This is a genomic window from Pseudonocardia bannensis (genome assembly GCF_012911875.1).
In the GTDB taxonomy this organism is placed as follows: domain Bacteria; phylum Actinomycetota; class Actinomycetes; order Mycobacteriales; family Pseudonocardiaceae; genus Pseudonocardia; species Pseudonocardia bannensis.
On record NZ_JAAXKZ010000062.1, the window covers coordinates 16,961 to 32,465 of the forward strand.

Sequence of the window (15,505 nt, forward strand, 5' to 3'; positions counted from 1 at the left end):
GTGACGTGCTCGTCGGTCACGGGGATTCCTTCCGGGGATCGGAGCGTGTGCTCAGGAACTGATTGCGGTGGAGCAGCTGGGGCACAGGCCCCGGTAGACGACCTCGGCCTCGTCGATCTCGAAGCCGTGGGCGTCGGACGCGGTCAGGCAGGGAGCGGTACCGACGGCGCAGTCGACGTCGGCGATGGCACCGCACGACCGGCATACGACGTGGTGGTGGTTGTCCCCGACCCGCGACTCGTAGCGCGCGACGGAGCCCGGCGGCTGGATGCGCCGCAGCAGACCCGCGGCAGTCAGCGCGCGCAACACGTCGTAGACGGCCTGGTGGGACACCTCACCGAGATCCTCACGCACGACACCGATGATCGAGTCCGTGTCGGCGTGCGGATGGTCGTGCACCGCGGACAGCACCGCTACCCGAGGGCGCGTCACACGCAGAGCGGCCCCGCGCAACATGCGCTCGAAGTCCGAAGTGATCGACACGCTGAGCAGTCTGGCCTATTTTCTGGAATCAATCAAGAATCGGTGGCTTCCGATCTCCTGTGGGCGGGGGAGCGCACGCAACGTGACGGCCCGGCTACCAAAGGTACTGCTGGCCGAACGCCTCGCGGCCGGCGACAGCGCCCGCCTGGACCCCTCTGAGGGCCCCGGCACAAGCGGATGTACCGGCCCATCGTGGCCGGCGTCTTCCGGATCATCCTGGCCGTCGTGGCGATCTCGATCAGCCTCGGCGCGCCCGGCGGGCCGGGCCCCACCAGCTCCGCGACGGCCGTATGCCGCACTCCGCTCAGCTGTACGAAGGCCCCCGGCGCGATCCACAACGACCTCGACCGTGCCCAGCACGCGCTGATCACTCGGGTCTGCCACACCGACGCGAGAAGCTGGTCGGCAGGGCGAGCGCGGGGCTTCGGGCTCGTGCCGGTCCCGCTCTTCGTGGAGTTCGACGACCGGTCGGGAACGCCGCGCGCCAGCATCGTCTACCAACTCGGCTCCTCGAGCCGAGTCGTGCAGCTCAGCGCTTACGCGGCCGGCGCATCTCTCGTCGTCGTGCTGTGACCACCAGCAGCTGTCGATGCGGTGCCGGCATCGATCGATCACCGCGAGGTCCCGTCGGCCTCCTCCCGTATCGCCGCCTTCACCCGGCGATGCCGAGTGGTCGATCACCGAGTCCCCACCACCGCCGCCTCCACCACCGTCACGGTGTCCGCGGTCAACCCCAGCAGAAGGACGACCGGCGCTCGGGTGGCCGCGAGCAGGTCCACTGCCTCGGCGCGGGTGAGTACGTGTGGGTCGCCGAGGACATGGTCGTGATACCGGTTGTCCCCGTAGAACAGGACGAGCGGCCGGGACGCCTCCCGCCCCCGGACCGCCAGGACGGCGCCGGCCTTGTGCTCGGTCCCGAGCACGAGGACCACGGGCGTACCGGTGCCACCGGTCCACAACCCGAGTCCCGTTCCCACGAACGCCTCCGGCAGATCGCCGTCCGGCTTGCCCACCGGCACGAGCGCCTCCCTCCCCAGGCCCAGCACCTCCGCGGCGGAGGGCGGGCCCGAGGCCTCGGGCGGCGTCGTCGGGACAGAGGCAGGTGGGGTGGACGCCGGGGGCGGCGTCGCCGGGACACCCACCGGAGCGGGATTCGGGTCCGTGGGGCCGGGCTCCTTCAGCACGGGCTCCCCCGCGACAGGCTCCCCCGGCACCGGTTCGGCTGCCGGCTCCCCCGCGACAGGCTCCCCCGGCGGCGGCTCCACCGCGGCGGACTCCCCCGACACCGGCTCCTCCACCGGCTCACCGAGCGGGCCCGGCAGCAGCCGACCCGGATCGGCCGGCGGGTACACGAAGTCGAGCGTCGGGTCCCGCGCCGCTGCAGCGCCCGCGTGCTCCCCTTGCGCAGCACCGCCCGCCGTCGTCGACGTGTGCGGCGACCCGCCGGTCGCGGCGGCCAGCCCCAGGCCGACGACGACGGCGACAGTGCCTCGATGGCCGGCGGGTGCCGGTAGCAGGCGGGCGATCGGCCCTGGCCTGCGGCGAGATCGACGGTGTACCGGCGCCGATCGAGCGCGCCGAACACGCTGATCGGTGCAGAACCCCGGCAGACGATGTCGCCGTTACCGGCAACCCACCAGATCCGCTTCGGCACCTCCCGGAGAATCTCGAGCCGAGGATCCCGGCCCAGCCCCGCGTCGAGCCCGGCCCATGGCTCCTCCACAGCAGAGCGGGGCGTCGGGAGGGGCGGTGGCGCGCGGAGCTCCAGCGGCCGGGCCGGCCGGAGAACGAGCTCAGCGGCAACCGGCTCCCGGAGACCGGGCGGCGAAGACACCGACGTCCCGGGCCGCCGGCTGGACGAAGACCCCATCGGCTCCCCTTCGCGCCGTCGGTTCGCTGGTGGGGGCAGCCTCGCGCCGGGACGACCACGCGTCGAGCTTCAGAGGAGGGGCCTCGGTACCCCCCAAAACGGGGGGACGCTCGCCGGACTTCGGCAGGTGGGCCCACGGCCCGACCACCCGGGCCCGCCGCACGACCGGGCCGTCGACGGGACTGCGCAGGATGAGCACCCCGGGGGCCCTCGGGCGCCTACGCCGGCAGCGCCGGCGGCGCGGCAGTGCCGTCCACACCGGACATCGGCACACCGTGGCTGCCGGATCGCGGCCCGGCTCCCCTCATCGACGGCGCCCACGGCCCTCGATTCGGATCGTCGGGGCGTTGTCAACCGGCAGGAACGGGGGGACGCGGTACGTCGGGCGAATGCGGCTCGCGGACCGGCCGAGGGCAGATGATGCTCACCTCGACAGCGACCAGACCGGCCCCGTTCGGCGCAGCGTTCAGCGACGAGGGTGCGCGACCGAACTGGCACCGATCACGATCAAGACCCCTGAGCTGCGGAGACGTAACTCAGGGGCCCTCTTCCACAGCGGTCGTGCCGGATGTCATGCCGTGACCGTCACCGTGCCGGTCATCGAGGGGTGGATCGAGCAGATGTAGCGGAAGGTCCCCGGTGTCGCGAAGGTGTGGCTGAAGGTGCCGCCCTTGTTCAGGGTCGGTGACTGCAGTGGCCCGCCGCGGACATCGTGCGGGGCGGAGTCGTTGTTCGTCCAGGTGACCGTGGTGCCTGCCTTGACCGTGATGGCCGCCGGGGCGAACGCGAAGTTCGCGATCGACACGGTGGCGGTCGCGACCGGCCTGACGGCCACCTCCGCACCGGCCATCGGCATCGACACCTGGTGTTCTGCGTGTGGTGCGGCGGCCGGGCCGGTGGACGGCGCGCCACAGCCGGTGAGCGCGGTCAGCGCGACCACGGCCGACAGCGCGCCCAGGTACGGACGCATCCGTGCGAAGGGTTCCACAACGACCTCCCCTGTGGGACGGCAGATCCCGGAGACGGAACCTCACCCAGGGATAGGCGGCCGGGTTACGCGTCCATCCCCTCCGCCACCTCGCAGGCCCGGCGCAGGGCCCGGTGCTGCAGCACCTTCGCATTCGCGACGCTGACGCCCAGTTCGGCAGCGGTCTCCTTCAGCGAGCAGGAACCGAGAAAGCGCAGTTCGAGAACGCGCCGGTGCCGTTCGGTCAGCGCGCCGAGGATGGCCTGGACCCGGGCGCGCGCGGCGGAGGCCCCTGGTTCGGGCGGGATGGGCGTCAGCGCCGGTTGCTCCTCGTCGAGGGTGACGACGGGGCAGTTCAGGGCCCGCCGCCAGTGCCTGGCCAGGGCGGTCCTCGCCGCGGCGGACAGGTACGCCCGCACCTCGGGGACGCTCGCGGAAACCCGCAGCGGACGCAGCGCGGCGACGAACACGTCGGCCGTGAGGTCCTCGGCATCGGGCCTGTTACCGACCTTCGCGTACATCAGCCGATACACCCGATCCACGTTGTCCCGGTAGACCGCCTGCCAGTCGGCGTAGACCCTCCAGCCGGCGGCCCGTGCCGGCTGGGATCCCGGCGCCCGCGGAGCGGGCGGGAACTGCCCGTGCCCCTGCCCGTCCGGTCGTCCCGATGGTTCGCCCACGGAACGGGATCGACGCGCCATCGCTCACCCCCATCCCAGCGGGCGTGTCGTCCGGTGCAGCCCAGGCTGCCCGGGATCGATGGTCATCACCAGGTGCGGGCCCGACGCAAGCACGCCGTCCGGGAGAGGAATGCGCCGTAACCGTCATCGCAGACGACGAGCGGCCCCGGGGATTCCTACATGTGGTGGCCTGGATCCTCGATCACATCGGCCGGCGGATCCGCTTCCAGCAGCCCGAAGGACCACCCCGCGACCTCGGAGAGCCGGCCGCGCCAGTGCATCCCGTTACCGGGTATCCCGCGGCCTCGGGCGGAGAAGACCCGGGCGTGCCGGAGATGGATGAAGCTCGTCGGCTCGATGGGGGCCAGCCGCCGCTGGTACCGCTCGGGGAGGGACCGGAACGCGTCCTTCGCGGCCGCGTAGTCGTCGTGGTCCTGCATCAAGGATGCGCTGACGTCCTTGAACAGGCTCGCCCAACCACCGTGCTCGTCGTCGATGGAACCGCCGGTGTGCACCGTGAAGGCGGCGCGCGAGGCGTGCTCGACCTCGTCGAACCACTGCCAGCGCGGGATCACCCTGCCGCTCACGACGAGCCCGCTCAGCGTCAGGATGACACCGGGGCCTTCGCTCCTCGGCGGAGTCATCGTGTCGATGGCTTCGACCAGGGCTGCCAGCGTCTCATCGAGCTCGGGAACGTCGCGGCGGGTCACGGTGCTCCCTCGTGGGTCCTGTGGGCGTCCCCGGAAGTCTCCGATACGAGAACGATTCAGTGACCCGGTGACCGGCCCCCATTCGGCGGCGGATGGTCAACGGCTCCTGGTTGCCGCCCATCCTCGATCGGTCAGCGGCCGGACCGGTGGCGTACGAGCGGCGCCGTCCGTGGGGACACCGGTGCGGAGTCGGCCGGGGCGAGGACCGCTTCGCCGAGCCAGCGACACGCCGCGAGGGCGAGCAGCACGTCGAGCGGGCTGTCGTCGAACGAGCGGCGGCACTCCTTGGCCGCCTGCTGCACCCGGTAGTGCACGGTGTTGCGGTGCAGCATCATCACCTGCGCGGTGCGGGCGTAGCTGCGATTGCTCTCCAGGAAGACCTGCAAGGTCTCGCGAAGTCCCGCCCGGCGGGTGTCGTCGACACCCAGGGTTCCCAGGGTGGCCGCGACGAAGGCGCGGATCTCGACCTCGTCGCCGGCAGCCAGCAGTGCGACGGGTGCGACCTGCTCGAACAGCAGGACCTTCGAGTCCGGGCGGCCGGCCGAGAGAGCGAGGAGTTTGGTGCGCGCCGCCAGCCGGTGCGTGCGGCGGAAGCCGTCGACCCCGGTGGCCGGGGCTCCGAGGGCGACCCGGCCCGGCAACCGGGCCCGCCGCAGCGCCTCGGCGATCACCGCGGCGTCCACGTTCCGGTCCGGGTCCACGGCGAACCACATCCGTACCTCGCGGTCACCGGTGGGGACCACCAGGCCGTCGGAGCGAGAGCTCACGGCGCCGCGCAGGACGTGCTCGGTCCGGACGAACACGTTGAGCGCCTCGTCCGGTGCCAGCGGATCGTCGATCCACACCTCGACCGCGAGGTGGGTGGCGTCCAGCCGGTACTCCAGTACGGCCTCGGCCCGTTGCACCTCCTGCACGCTCCCGGCGAGCAACCGGCTCACCCAGTGCTGACGCAACCCGCTGCGGGTGCTGACCCAGCGCTCGCGCTCCTGTTCATACGCCTTCGCGACGTCCTCGCAGACCCGGTCGATGAAGGTCGCCACCCCGTCGACCAGGACGGTCAGCGACGGCATCCCGCCCGCGAGCTCGGGCCGGGCCGCGACCTGCAGACACAGTGTGGTGAAGCGGGCCTGACCGATGCGGTAGGCCCGCAGCAGCGCCGAGAGCGACACGTCGGACTGCGCGAGCCGGCGCGCGTACCCCAGCGCGCCCGCCGGGGCCCGGGTGGCCTGCGGGTCGGCGCCGTCGCGGAGCATCTCCACGAGAAGGGTCGTGTTCTCGGCGATGCTGGCGTGCAGGAGCCCGTGCAGCCGGTCGTCGTGGTTGAGCGCGGGGATCTCCTGCTTCGTCGCCTCGACCAGTTCGTCGATGAACCGGTCGCGCCGCGGGAGCAGGGTCTCCGCGATCCGGCGCAACGCGTCCGGGTCGACGGGCTCGCTCATGCGCCGCCGGACCTCTCGAGCTCCCGCAGGGCGGAGGTGGCGGCGTTGTGACCACTCATGCCGTGCACGCCGGCGCCCGGTGGGGTGGCGGCCGAGCACAGGTACATGCCGGGGATCCCGGTGGCGTACGGGTCCAGGGCGAACCGTGGCCGCATCGCGACCTGGATCGGGTCGTTCGCACCCGTGCTGATGTCGCCGCCGACGTAGTTGAGGTTGTACCGCGCGAGCTCGGTGGTCGGGCGGACCGAGCGGGCCACGATGCGCTCCCTGGTTCCCGGTGCGAAGCGCTCGATCTGGTCGATGATCACCTCGGTGGCGTCGCCGGTGAAGCCGTGGGGCACGTGGCCGTACGCCCAGATGGGATGCACGTCGTCGACCGAACGGCTCGGGTCGGCGAGGTACTGCTGCCCGACCAGGACGAAGGGGCGCGCCGGCATCAGCCCGGCGCTGATGGCCCGCTCCGCGGCCGCCGTCTCCTCCAGGGTGCCGCCGAGGTGCACGGTTCCGGCGCGGCGGCAGTCCGGGTTGGTCCACGGCAGTCCCTCGCGCACCGCGAGGTCGACCTTGAACGCGCCCGGGCCGTGGCGGAAGCGCCGGTAGGCGCGCTCCACCCGCCGGGGCAGCCGGTCGCCCACGATCCGGGCGATCGCGGAGGGGGCGAGGTCGAACATCACGACGTCCGCCCCCGCCAGCTGTGCCGCGGAGTCCACCAGGACCCCGGTCTCGATCTTGCCCCCGAGCGCGTGGAGCAGCGCGGCCATGGCGTCGGCGATCGCCCGGGAACCGCCCTCCGCGACCGGCCAGCCGTACGCGTGGCCGGCCGCGATGAGCATCAACCCGACCGACGAGGTGAGCGGCCGGTCAAGCGGGTGGAACATGTGTGCCGCGACCCCGCCGAACAGCGCGCGGGCCTCGTCGGTGCGCCAGATCCGCGCCAGCACGGTGGCCGGAGCCAGTGCCGGCAGTCCGAACCGCGCGAGCCGCAGCGGGTGCCGGGGAACGTGCACGATCGGCCGGAACACCTCGCCGATCAGGTCGTCGAACCCCTCGGTGAGCGGTCCGAACAACCGCCGCCAGGCCGGCCCGTCGGGGCCCAGCCCCTCGACCGTGCGGTCGAGGGACCGGACCATGACGCCGGCGCCTCCGCCGTCCAGCGGGTGCGCGAGGTCGATCTCGGGCCACAGCCAGCGCAGGCCGTGCTCCTCCAGGTGCAGCGACCGCAGGAACGGCGACGCGACCCCTGTGGGGTGGAACGCGGAACAGTCGTCGTGCAGGAGTCCGGGCAGTGTCAGCTCGGACGTCCGGGTCCCGCCGCCGATCGAGTCGGCGGCCTCCAGCACCGTGACGTCCAGCCCGCGCCGCGCCAGTGTGACGGCGGCGGCCAGCCCGTTCGGGCCGGACCCCACCACGATCGCCTGAGCCGTCATGCCGGGTCGGGCTCCCGCAGCGACCGGCGGCCGATGGCGGCCGAGCTCTCGACCTGCACCGGGATCGGGCCGTTCTCCAGCCACGGCTGGTGGGCGATCATGTCTCGGACCTCCACGCTGCCGCGTTCGATCTCACCCAACGCAAGATCGACGACACGGTACTGCTGACGCATGCGGTGGATCGGCTGGGACTCGAGGATCACGACGACCACCTCGCCCGGACCGTAGCCGCACCGCTGCTGAACGGCAGCGATGAACTGCTCGTCGTGCAGGTGGCCGTCGCCGAACTGCCACCCGAGCAGGGTACCCGCGACGAACTCGCCCTCGCGGATGTCGTAGTTCTCCAGCGAGTCGAGGTGGTTCCACATCAGGGTGTTCAGCGTCCGGCCGTGGCTGTGCATCGACCGCCACGCGACGGCCTTCTGCAGCATCAGCTCGGCGACCTCGTTGCCGTACATCGCGGTGAGCTGGTCGACCTGGTTCGGCGCGGATTTGACGACGTGGGTGTTGAGCCGGTGCTCGGCGCCGTTCTCGTCGCCGGTCCCCCGCCGGAACGCCCACATCGTCGTCGCCCAGTTACCCGCGTAGTACCGCATCGACGGCAGGAACGAGACCAGGTCCGGGCGCAGGTTGCCCAGCACCGGGAAGAACGCCAGCGCCACCAGCAGGCCGGCGGCGAGCCACGGCGAGCTCATCGACCAGATGCCGAAGTCCGCGGCGGGATGGCCGAGGAACAACCAGGCCGTCGCGAAGATGTAGAAGATGTTCCACTCCAGCGGCACGGCCAGCGGGAAGTTCAGCGTGATGTAGAAGTGGAAGATCGCCATGATCGCGACCGCGCCCAGGGTGACGTACTGGTTTACCGAGAACAGCAGGACCAGCGGGACGCCGTACTCGATGACCGTGCCCGAGTGCGCGAGCACCGCGGCCCTCTTCGAGGGACGCAGGTCCTCGGGGTAGTTGCGGTAGAGCGCGCGGCGGAACCGCTTCGAGCGGACGAGCGGCGCGTTGGTGGTCATCGCGCACACCACGAAGGTGAAGTGCCGGCCGAGCTTGGAGGTGGCGGCGGCCCACCACACCACGCACATGAGCAACTTCGCGCCGACGATCATGTCGACGAAGGGCAGCACCGCGAACATGATGCACAGGACCCAGTACTGCTCACCGCGGCTGGCGAGGAACAGCATACGGTCGCGCAGACCGGCGACGGCGATGATCCCGATCAGGACGAACAGCAGCGTCGGGTCGAGCAGACCGACGGTGCCCTCCGGGGCCCCCGCCTTCGGCACCCCGGCCGACAGCAGCAGGGTCAGCGCGGACGCGATGATTCCGGCGTACAGCAGCACGTCGAAGACGGTGCGTGTCGACCCGCCCGCCAACGGGTTACGTCCCGGCCACGGCGGAAGCCGGATGGTGCCGGGCCGCAGCCAGTAGAGGAACCCACCCAGCGGCGGGGTGAACCGGAAGGCCAGCGGCCCGGAGGACGCGCCCAGGCCCAGCACCTCGAACAGCAGGGTCCACACGAGCGCCTTCTGGAACAGGATCGGTTCGGACCACCACGACGCCACGTCCCAGATCGACCCGATGCCGGGCGTGGTGGCGGCGAAGAACAGGCCGCCGAGAACATAGAGCCCGATCTTCACCACATAGATGACGTGGATGGCCCAAGGGGTGCCGAAGCCGTATTCGACCCAGTGCCGGGACAGTACTTTCATCCGCTCGAGATGCGGCCGATCCTTCCAGGTCGCCAGGTCGACCTCGGGTAGATCTGCGGACAGAAAACCCACGTTGGTTCTCCGATCGGTTTCGGGCACGCCCGACTGCCGGACGTACAGAACAAGAGAAGAAATCGACCCACAGGCGGTCGCCCGTCAGCGGGGAGACGCGGGCGGGCATCGGGACGGCGAAATCGGCATCGCATCTAATTCGTGCTCCGAGACGGTAGTCACGGGGCGCGGATCCCCTCCACGTGGTAAGGCCACGAATCGGCCGCAGGGTTTCGTGCGCTCCGCACGAAGGGCCTGGTCAGCCACGGCGCGGAACAGTGCGGAATCACCCGGCGGCACCCGGCCCTCACCCGGTGGTGTGGCGTGCGCGGTCAGCGCCCCCGGGCCGCCGACGGTGAGCACGGCCGGCGCGGCTGCTCCTGGACCGGTCGACTCGCGGGAGTGACCGGCCGGTGGTGTCCTGGATGCATGGGCCAGGTGGATCGTCAGGTGGATCGTCAGGTGGATCGTCAGGTGGATCGTCAGGTGGATCACGGACTGTTCGGGCCCCGGTCGGTCACGTGGCGGGTCCACCTCGAACCGGTCATGTGGGTAGCCGGGATGCGGGCGCTGCTGCTGCAGTCGCTGCACCCGCGGGTGATGCGCGGGACCTACCAGAACTCGGCGCTGTTCGACCCGAAGAAGGCATGGCCGCGGTTCCAGCGGACGGTCGAGTTCGTGGGCACGCGGACCTTCGGTGCCACCGCGGATGTCGAGGCCGCCGCAGCGCGGGTCCGTGCGCTGCACAGCCGGCTGCGCGGCTACGACCCGGACACCGGGTGCGAGTTCCGGATCGACGAGCCGACCGGTCTGCTCTGGGTGCACTGCGGCGAGATCGACTCGTATGTGGACGTGGCCCGGCGCGCCGGGATCGTCGACGACGCGGAGGCGGACACCTACGTCGCCGAGAGCGTCCGGTCGGCGGAGGTGATCGGCCTCGACCCGGCCCGGGTGCCCTCGTCGAGGGCCGAACTGCACGAGTACTTCATCGGCGTACGTCCCGAGCTGTACGTGTGTGACGAGGCCCGCCGCGCGGTCGGCAACCTGCTCGCCCCGCGGGGGCAGGCGCCGGTCCAGGCGAAGCTGCTGATCTCGGCGATCTCGGCCCTGGCCGTCGCGACGCTGCCCCGCTGGGCCCGCCGCTGCTACGGGCTCCCCGGCCTGCCGACCACGGACCTCGGGGTGTCGCTCGCGCTGCGCGCCCTGCGCGCGGCGACGGACGTGTTGCCGGACGTGCCGGCACCCCCGGAGATCCAGGAGGCGCGGCGGCTCGTGCGCGCCGCACGCAGGTGATGCCGCGCTCTCGCGCATCGACCCAGGTTGGGGGTACTAGCACCACCTCGCTGAGGCAGGAGAGCTCGTCCCGCCTCTTCTATGGTCCGTCCCGGACGCCCGGCACCGCGGCGTCGACCGGCCACGGGGCACACACGGAGCCCCCGAGGAGAGGGCGTGTCGTGACTCGGTTGTCTCGCAGCGAGGTGGAGGCCGTTGTCGCCGACATCGCCTACTGGGCCGCGGTGGGCGTGTTCGTCCTCTGCGTCGAACCGGCGGCGGAGGCAGGGGTACGGGTCGGGGTCACCCGGCTCGACGGATGGGTCCGGCGGGCTCTGCGGAGCCGCTACGAGTTTCCGGTGGAGTGCTGGGCATCCGGCTGATCACCCTGCACCCGGTCTGACGCGGCGGCAGCGGCGCGAGGCACCGCCCACCGCACCCTGGTGCGCCGTCGCCTCCGCCGGGGCGGCGCGGGTAACGCTCTGCACCTGCCGGCCGACCCCAGGCTCTGAACACCAGAGACAGGGGTACGCATGGAACGGCCCGCCGACGCGGCCGACGAGCACTGAGATGAGCCTGACCCGTCGCCGGCGGCCTTCCGGCGCCGGTGCCCGCGTGCGCCGGGATGTCCTGGTGTTCGTCCTGGTCGCCGTCGTCACGCTGGCCGCGGTCTCCGTGGGTGCGGTCTTCTACGCCCGGCAGGCTGCGCAGGCGGAGGCCTTCCAGGACGCCGAGCACACCACCCGGCGGATCGGCGAAGGGGTGGTGGCCCCGCTGCTGCCCGATGTACTGGCCGGAGACCGGACCCAGCGCGCGAAGCTCGACGAGGCCGTCGCGAACCGGTTGCGCGACGGGCTGTTCTCCGAGCTCATCGTCTGGCGCGGCGACGGGACCGTCCTCTACGCCAGCGACCCCGCGCTGATCGGCCGGGTCGAGCCCGTCCCGGCCGAGGCGACCGCGGCGATCGAGCGCGGGCAGGTCAGCTCCAGCATCGACCGGCACTCGATGACCGCTCCCGGCGGGACCGGGACGGGCCGCTCGGTCGAGGTCTACGTGCCGTTACGGCTGCCCGGACAACCCCCGCTCGCGTTCGAGGCCTACTACGGCGCCGAGCGGCTCGACCGGCACACCGCCGTGCTCGCGGCCAGGCTGGTGCCCCTCGCCGTCGGTGCGCTGGTGCTGCTTCAGGTGGTGCAGATCCCGATCACGGTGTCGCTCGCCCGCCGGGTACGCCGGCACGAGGCCCACCGGTCGTACCTGCTGGAGACCACGCTGTCCGCGTCGGATCGCGAGCGCCGCCAGATCGCCGCCGACCTGAACGACGGGGTCGTCCAGGACCTCGCCGGAGCCGGCTACGCCATCGACGCACTGCTCCGTGAGGTCCCCGAACACCGCCGCCCCGTCCTGGACGCCGTCGGCTCCGCGGTGCGCGTCTCGCTCGAACAACTCCAGCGTCTCATGATCGACATCTACCCGCCCGACCTCAGCCGCGCCGGTCTGGCCGGCGCCGTCCGTGACCTCGCCGAGCGCCTGCGCGACCACGGGGTGACGCCCACCGTGCGGATCGAACCGCTGCCCGAGCTCGACGATGCGGTCGCCGCCGCGCTCTACCGGGTGGCGCGGGAGGTCATCGCCAACGTCGGGAAGCACGCCTGCGCCGACACCGTGACCGTCCGGCTGGGCCCTGAACCCGTCCATCCCGGCGACATCGTGCTCACCGTCGACGACGACGGCATCGGCGTCACCGCCGAGGGGCTGGACCGGCGCGCCGAGGGCCACCTGGGGCTCCGGCTGCTCACCGACCGGGTGGACGCCCTCGGCGGTGTGTTCACCGTCGAGCCCCGCCACGGGGGTGGCACCCGGGCGTACGTGCGGGTGCCGGCACGCATCACCGTCGACGGCGGCGAGCACGTGATGGCGCAGGCCGCCGCAACCCTCGCCGACCGGCGCGAAGGCGAGCCGGCCCCCGGGGCGGCGCGGTCGTCGCACCGATCCACCCGCGATTCGTGAGGGGACTCGGACCGGTGTAGGCCGGCACCACATCGATCAACGCCGGCCACAACGCGAGCTTGCCCTCGACACCGAGGGCCAGGGTCTCGCGCCGGCCTCGAGGCCGCCGTCCTCCCGCGTGACCTACCCGTTCGGCGTCTGCGGCAGGGGGCCCGCCGCTCAGGGAGGTCGCTCGAGCAGCGCCCAGGCCCGGGTCGCCAGATGCAGGTTGAGCCGGTTGTCCGCCTCGGTCAGGCGCAGGCCGGTGATCTGCCGGATGCGCTTGAGCCGGTAGCGCAACGTGCTGCGGTGGACGACCAGCTCCTCGGCCGCCTCGTCGTAGTTGCCTCCGCTCTCCAGGTACGCCGCGAGCGTCTTCACCAGCTCCGTGTCGTGGGTGGCGTCGTAGTCCAGCAGCGGGCCGAGCCACTCGCGGATGAAACCGTCGACCTGATCGTCGTCCTTCGCGGCGGTGAGGATGCGGTAGATGCCCAGGTCGTCCCAGACCGTCACGCCGTCCGGGCGGCGGGACTTCAGCCGGACGTCCAGGGCGTGGAGGGCCTCCTGCCAGGAGCGCGCCGCGTCGCCGGGATGCTCGTAGACGCCGCCGACGCCGATGGTCACCGCGGTCGCCGAGCGTATGTGCCGGCTCACGGCCGCATGCAGCTGCGGCCACGGGAGGCGGTCCCCCCAGGCCGATGGCCGCTGCGCGAGCAGCACCACCATGTCCGAGCGCGTCGTGATCAGGGATTTCATGTCGAGCGTGGCAGCGGCCCGCTCGGCAGCCGTCGTCACCTGATCGGGGTCCCGGTCCTGCGCCCTGATGACCACGACGCGGTGCGGTGCGTGCAGGTCGTGCCCCAGCGCCCGCGCGCGGGCGACGGCACCGGCCTCGTCGGTGTCCGACCTCGTACCGTTCAGGAGATCGTCGATCAGGTCGCGGCGCAGGCGCAGTTCCACCTCGTCCAGACCACGCTGGTGGGCCAGTTCGGTGCCGAGTACCGTGGCCGCCTGTTTCAGGGTCAGCACCTGCGTGGGCGTGGCCGCGCCCTCGGGGTCGAGCAGGGCGATCGTGCCGAGGACCTCGCTGCCCGGCTGGGCGAGCGCGAGGAGGCGGTCCCGGTCACGGACCGGCCCGCCCGCCCGCTGAGCCCGGCGCACCGTGTCGGTGCGAGATCGGCTGGAAGGCTTGGGGTAGGGCTTGGGCTCGCCCGGCCCGGCCCAGGCCCGCAGGTTCCCGAACCGGTCCTCCACGATCGCCGGCAACCCGGTGAGCCGGTGCACCGCCGCCGCGATGCCCTTCTCGCTGTCCGCGGCCGCCGCTCCGCGGGCGAGCTCGTCGTGGATCCTCGCGTGCTCCTGCAGCTCGGCGACCGACCGGGCGAGCTGCTCGGCGACCGACCGATGCTGCCGCACGTGCTCATGCTCCCGACGACGCAGGGCGGCGGCGGCGAGGCCCGCCCCCGCCTGCTGCGCGAGCACCCTGAGCAGGAACTGCTCGTCGGCCGACGGCTGCTGCGCCGATCCGATGACCAGGTAGCCGCGCAGGCCGCTCGTGCTCGACAGTGCGTAGGCCCGGGCCCAGTCGTGATCGGCGACCGTGGCCGGTCCGTCCTCTCCGGCCAGGGCGGCGACCTGCGCGTCGAGCACGGAGCCGGGCATCGTGCCGGTCGGAGATCGCGCGACCAGCTGCCCCTCGTCCGCCAGGTAGCCGGCGCAGGCCTCGCAGGGGCTCACCGAGCCGACGCTGTCGAGCGCGATGCGGAGGATCTCCTCCTCGTCACGATCGGCCATCACCACCGACAGCGCGAGGAGGGCGCGCAGCGCCGACAGGTGCTCGCGGGCCGTGGCACGATCAGCCGGCCCGCTCGGGCGGGGATCGGTGGTGGTCTCTGAACGGACTCCCGGCCCGATTTCGGGCCCGTTCTCCATGCCCCGATTGTAGGTCGGGTCGATTCTCGCGGCGGGCGTAATCTTTCTTGCCTCCCACCGTCCGGCAGGCACGCCCAGGGGATCCGGACCGGATGAGCGTCCAGTTGTCCGGCGTCGTGCCGGACATTCCACACGCGTCGAGGCACCGTCATGAAAGATTCCACAGACCCGCCGGAGACACCCGCAGCCCGCCGGCCACCCGACCGGCCCCCGAGCGCCGAGGACCTGCTCCTCTTCTGGCAGCGCGCCCCGGCCATGCTGGCCGTCGGGAACTACGACGGGTACTTCACGATGGTCAATCCAGCCTTCTGCGACGCGCTCGGTTGGAGCGCGGGCGAGCTGACGAGCCTTCCGTCCTGGGCTTTCCTGCATCCCGACGATCAGCACCGCGCGGTCGAGATCATCGAACAGACCCGGTTCGACGATGCCGGTGTGAGCACCGGGCACGTGGTGCGGATGCTCTGCCGGAACGGCAGCTACAGGTGGGGACGCTGGAATTTCCGCTCGTTTCCCGACGCCGAGCTCCGCTACTGGAGCGGGACCACACTGAGTGACGCGGACAGCCCCGACCCGGGGCCGCCGGTGCTCGTCGGCACCTGGGAATGGGACATTTCCGACAATGTACTCACATGGTCGGATGAACTGTATCGGATGTTCGACCTACCCGATCAGCTACCCATCGACTACCAGGATTTCCTGGGCCACATCCATCCCGAGGAGCGGCACATCGTGGATGCGGGGATCCAGCGGAGCCTGCAATCGGGTGAGGAATTCTCGGACGATTTCCGCATCGTGCACGAGAACGGTCGTATCCGGTGGATCCGCGCAATCGCGCGGCTGGTCGACGAGGCGGGCGGTGACGCACAACTCATGTTCGGGATCGCCGTCGACATCACCGAGCGCCGGGAGCGTGGGCTGCCTTGAAGGGCAGGTCGGGCGGGAGGACGGACGGTTGCGCGCGGGCCGGGGG

Annotated in this window: 14 protein-coding genes; 5 read left to right on the forward strand and 9 right to left on the reverse strand. The window is 71.8% G+C overall.

Annotated elements, in window-relative coordinates:
* Positions 1-51: 51 nt before the first annotated feature.
* Positions 52-483 (reverse strand): Fur family transcriptional regulator, encoded by a 432-nt coding sequence (locus tag HF519_RS17090; RefSeq protein ID WP_169413954.1) that lies wholly within the window; start codon positions 481-483, stop codon positions 52-54.
* Positions 484-675: 192 nt separating this feature from the next.
* Between HF519_RS17090 and HF519_RS17095 the strand changes: the two genes are divergently transcribed.
* Positions 676-1,056, forward strand: a complete 381-nt coding sequence (locus HF519_RS17095; RefSeq protein WP_169413955.1) for a hypothetical protein — start codon at positions 676-678, stop codon at positions 1,054-1,056.
* Positions 1,057-1,160: 104 nt separating this feature from the next.
* Here the strand turns inward: HF519_RS17095 and HF519_RS17100 are convergent, their stop codons facing one another.
* The 7 genes from HF519_RS17100 to HF519_RS17130 form a co-directional block, all read right to left on the reverse strand.
* Positions 1,161-1,835, reverse strand: a complete 675-nt coding sequence (locus tag HF519_RS17100; protein WP_169413956.1) for a hypothetical protein — start codon at positions 1,833-1,835, stop codon at positions 1,161-1,163.
* A 1,089-nt stretch (positions 1,836-2,924) separates the two neighbouring features.
* Positions 2,925-3,341 (reverse strand): cupredoxin domain-containing protein, encoded by a 417-nt coding sequence (locus HF519_RS17105; RefSeq protein WP_312860157.1) that lies wholly within the window; start codon positions 3,339-3,341, stop codon positions 2,925-2,927.
* Positions 3,342-3,406: 65 nt separating this feature from the next.
* Positions 3,407-4,000: an RNA polymerase sigma factor gene (locus tag HF519_RS17110; RefSeq protein ID WP_312860158.1), complete on the reverse strand. Its 594-nt coding sequence runs from the start codon at positions 3,998-4,000 to the stop codon at positions 3,407-3,409.
* A gap of 176 nt (positions 4,001-4,176) precedes the next feature.
* Entirely contained in the window at positions 4,177-4,710 is a 534-nt protein-coding gene (locus HF519_RS17115; RefSeq protein WP_169413958.1) for a GvpU-like protein, read from the reverse strand.
* Between the two features lie 131 nt (positions 4,711-4,841).
* Complete coding sequence (locus tag HF519_RS17120) at positions 4,842-6,149, reverse strand: PucR family transcriptional regulator (protein WP_169413959.1); 1,308 nt, start codon at positions 6,147-6,149, stop codon at positions 4,842-4,844.
* Positions 6,146-7,576: a phytoene desaturase family protein gene (locus tag HF519_RS17125; RefSeq protein WP_169413960.1), complete on the reverse strand. Its 1,431-nt coding sequence runs from the start codon at positions 7,574-7,576 to the stop codon at positions 6,146-6,148. Before HF519_RS17125 ends, HF519_RS17120 begins: the two co-directional genes overlap by 4 nt.
* Positions 7,573-9,363, reverse strand: a complete 1,791-nt coding sequence (locus HF519_RS17130; protein ID WP_169413961.1) for a DUF3556 domain-containing protein — start codon at positions 9,361-9,363, stop codon at positions 7,573-7,575. The genes HF519_RS17125 and HF519_RS17130 overlap by 4 nt, the downstream gene beginning before the upstream one ends.
* A gap of 465 nt (positions 9,364-9,828) precedes the next feature.
* Between HF519_RS17130 and HF519_RS17135 the strand changes: the two genes are divergently transcribed.
* From HF519_RS17135 to HF519_RS17145, 3 genes are all read left to right on the forward strand, one after another.
* A complete protein-coding gene (locus HF519_RS17135) occupies positions 9,829-10,635 on the forward strand; it encodes an oxygenase MpaB family protein (RefSeq protein WP_312860159.1) in 807 nt (268 codons plus the stop codon).
* A gap of 161 nt (positions 10,636-10,796) precedes the next feature.
* The gene (locus HF519_RS17140; protein WP_169413963.1) at positions 10,797-10,997 is read left to right on the forward strand and encodes a hypothetical protein; all 201 of its coding nucleotides are present in this window, start codon (positions 10,797-10,799) and stop codon (positions 10,995-10,997) included.
* 187 nt (positions 10,998-11,184) lie between these two features.
* Positions 11,185-12,624, forward strand: a complete 1,440-nt coding sequence (locus HF519_RS17145; protein WP_169413964.1) for a sensor histidine kinase — start codon at positions 11,185-11,187, stop codon at positions 12,622-12,624.
* Positions 12,625-12,783: 159 nt separating this feature from the next.
* Here HF519_RS17145 and HF519_RS17150 read toward each other — a convergent pair whose 3' ends face one another.
* Positions 12,784-14,535, reverse strand: coding sequence for a PucR family transcriptional regulator (locus tag HF519_RS17150; protein ID WP_169413965.1), 1,752 nt, complete (start codon positions 14,533-14,535; stop codon positions 12,784-12,786).
* A gap of 150 nt (positions 14,536-14,685) precedes the next feature.
* Here HF519_RS17150 and HF519_RS17155 point away from each other — a divergent pair, with 150 nt between their 5' ends.
* Entirely contained in the window at positions 14,686-15,459 is a 774-nt protein-coding gene (locus HF519_RS17155) for a PAS domain-containing protein (RefSeq protein ID WP_281358553.1), read from the forward strand.
* The last annotated feature ends 46 nt before the right edge of the window (positions 15,460-15,505 follow it).